Origin of the sequence: Streptomyces sp. TRM49041, from assembly GCF_008271805.1 — a bacterium.
In the GTDB taxonomy this organism is placed as follows: domain Bacteria; phylum Actinomycetota; class Actinomycetes; order Streptomycetales; family Streptomycetaceae; genus Streptomyces.
Genome location: NZ_VSRY01000161.1, coordinates 1 through 3471, shown reverse-complemented (window position 1 = coordinate 3471; position 3471 = coordinate 1). Strand labels below are relative to the sequence as shown.

Genomic DNA, 3471 nt, shown 5'->3' with positions numbered 1-3471 from the left:
ACCGTCCTGGTTCACCGCACTGCCACGGATCACACCCAGAATGCGCCGCCCCTTGCGCTTCGCGTCCGACAACCGCTCCACCACAAGCACACCGACACCATCCGAAAACCCGGTGCCGTCCGCCGACGCCGAGTACGCCTTGCAGCGCCCGTCCGGCGACACCGCCCGCTGGCGGCTGAATTCGGTCAGGAGGTAGGGACCGGCCAGCAGGGTCACGCCGCCCACCAGCGCGAGGGAGCACTCGCCTGCCCGCAGGGCCTGGGAAGCCAGGTGCAGGGCGACGGCGGATGAGGAGCAGGCCGTGTCCACCGACACCGCCGGGCCCTCCAGGCCCAGCGTGTACGCGATACGGCCGGACACCACGCTCGTCGTGGTTCCGGTCAGGCGATAGCCCTCCAGCTCACCGGATGCCATGCCGCCGTAGTCGGTGGTCACGACGCCGGCGAACACGCCGGTGTCGCTGCCCCGCAGCGTCGTCGGGTCGATGCCCGCGTGCTCGAACGCCTCCCACGACGCCTCCAGCAGCAGACGCTGCTGCGGGTCCATCGCGGTGGCCTCACGCGGGCTGATCCCGAAGAAGTCCGCGTCGAACTCGCCGATGCGGTCGAGGAAGGCACCGCCCCTGGTGTTGATCTTCCCGACCTGGTCCGGGTCGGGGTCATAGATGCTCGGATCCCAGCCGCGGTCGGTCGGCAGCCCGCCCACCGCGTCGCGGCCCGCGCCCACCAGCTCCCACAGTTCCTCCGGCGAGGTCACCCCGCCGGGGTAGCGGCAGCTCATGCCGACGATCGCCAGCGGCTCGTCCAGCGTGGCCCGCTTCGGCCGGGCCGCGGGCTTCGGCGCCTCCGCGCCGCCACCGAACTCGGCGAGCAGCAGCCGCGCCACGGCGGCCGGGGTGGGGTGGTCGAAGATCAGCGTGGCGGGCAGGCGCACGCCGGTGCTCTGGGTGAGCCGGTTGCGCAGTTCGACCGCGCTGAGCGAGTCGAAACCGAGCTCCTTGAAGGCACGGTCGGTGTCGATCGTCGTGGAAGAGGCGTGGCCGAGTACGGATGCGACCTGCTCCCGTACCACGTCCAGGACGATCCGCTCCCGGTCGGCCTCCGCGACGCCCGCGAGCCGCTGTGCGAGTGAGGCTCCGGTCTCGGCCCGCCGGGCGGGGACGGGCGCCAGGCCGCGCAGCAGCGCGGGCAGAAGGCCGGCCCTGGCCTGGGCTCGCAGCGCGGCTGGGTCGAGCTGGACGGGCGCCAGGAGCGCCTCACCGGCGCCGAGCGCCAGGTCGAACAGTTCGAGCCCGCGCTGCTGGGACAGCGCGCCCATGCCGGTGCGCTCCAGACGGGCGACATCGGCCTCGCCGAGCTCGCCCGTCATCCCGCCGACGTCGCCCCACAGACCCCAGGCAAGGGAGGTGGCGGGCAGCCCGGCGGCCCGGCGCGACGCGGCAAGCGCGTCCAGAGCAGCGTTCGCCGCCGCGTAATTGCCCTGACCAGCACTTCCGATCAACGCGGCCACCGACGAGAACACAACGAACGCCGACAGGTCAGCACCGGCGGTCAGCTCGTGCAGATGCCACGCGGCGTCCACCTTGGGCCGCATCACCCGCTCGACCTGCTCCGGCGACAGCGACTCCACCACACCGTCATCCAGAACACCCGCCGCATGCACCACCGCGGTCACCGGACGCTCCACCGAGCCGAGCACCGAGGCCAGTTCGTCGCGATCCGCGACGTCACACGCCACGACGCGGACCTCACAGTCCAGGGCCTCCAGCTCGGCGACGAGCTCGGCGGCACCCTCGGCCTGCGGGCCACGCCGACTGAGCAACAAGAGATGACGCACACCATGAGCGGCAACAAGGTGACGGGCGAACACCGCGCCCAGACCACCCGTCCCACCCGTCACCAGCACAGTCCCCTCAGCATCGAACACCGGCACCTGACCCGCACCCACACCCGCACCGGCACCCGCACGCACAAGCCGCGGCGCCAGCACACGACCCCCACGCACCGCCACCTGCGGCTCGTCCGCACTCAGCACCGCGCCCCAGTCCGGCTCATCACCGTCAAGACCGAGGTCCACCAGGACGAACCGACCCGGATGCTCCGACTGCGCACTCCGCACCAGGCCCCACACCGCCGCCTGAGCGACATCACAAGCGCCACCGTCCACCGCGACAGCACCCCGGGTCACCACCACCAGCCGGGCATCGCCCGGCCACTCGCCGGCCAGCCACCGCTGCACCAGCGAAAGCGCCCGGGTGGCGGTGGCGCGCGCCGACGCGGGGGTGTCCTCGCCGGTGGCGGGGACGGCGGCGAGCACCGCACGCGGCGCGGGCACGCCCTCGGCGAGCGCCCGCTCCAGGGCGTCCAGGTCCGGGTACGTCTCTCCCTCGCCGATCCGGACGAGGTCCTGGGCGGCGGCGGGCCCGGTGTCGACGGGCGTCCAGTCCACCGAGTACAACGACTGGCGCGCGTCCACGCGCGCACCGTCGATGCGTTCCTGCTCCACCGGGCGCACGACCAGGGAGCGTACGGACACCACGGGGGCGCCGTTCTCGTCCACGGCGTCCAGCCGCAGCGAATTGTCACCGGTCATGGTGGAGCGGACCCGCAGACGAGAGGCACCGGGGCGATCGAGCCGCACACCGCTCCAGCTGAACGGCATGAGGTGTGCCGCGGCGCCGCTTCCGGTCAGCAGGATGACTCCGCTCTGCAGAGCTGAGTCGAAGAGCGCGGGGTGGATACCGAAGCCCTCGTGCCCCTCGGGCAGGGTCACTTCGGCGTAGGTCTCGTTCCCGTCGCGCCACACGGCCTCGACGCCGTGGAACAGGGGTCCGTAGTCGTACCCCAGGTCTGCGAGGCGGCTGTAGAGCTCGTCGACGGGCATCGGTTCGGCGTCCTGCGGGGGCCACTGCTCCGGCCAGGCCGGTGCGGGCGCGTTCTCGCTGCCGAGGGTGCCCCTGGCGTGGCATGTGATGTCGGCCTCGCCTGCGCCGTTCTCCGGCCGCGAGTAAATGGCCACGTCACGGCGGCCGTCCGCGCCGGACGCCCCGACGGTGATCTGCAAGTGCCGGGTGACGCCGTCCTGGACGAGCAGCGGCGATTCGAGGACCAGCTCGTCCAGCACCGGCGCGCCCACACGACGGCCGGCGGCCAACGCCAGCTCGACCAGACCCGTACCGGGCACGACCATGGTGCCGAGCAGCAGGTGCTCCGTGACCCAGGGCTGGTTCTCGGTGGAGATGCGGCCGGTGAGCACCCATTCGTCGCGGTCCCCGACCTGCACGGCCGCGGCCAGGAGGGGGTGCTCGACTCCGACGAGTCCGGCGGCCGAGACGTCACCTGGCGCAGTGCCGGGCGTCAGCCAGTACCGCTCGCGCTGGAAGGCATACGTCGGCAGGTCGACGCGCTGGGCACCCGTTCCGGCGAACACCGCCTCCCAGTCCACACCGACACCCGCGGTGTGTGTGCGGCC

General features: G+C 72.5%; 1 protein-coding gene. It reads right to left on the bottom strand.

Going from position 1 to position 3471, the window contains the following annotated elements:
- Nucleotides 1–3471: type I polyketide synthase (locus FVS66_RS27500; protein ID WP_149183935.1), on the bottom strand; the 3471-nt coding region annotated here is incomplete at both ends.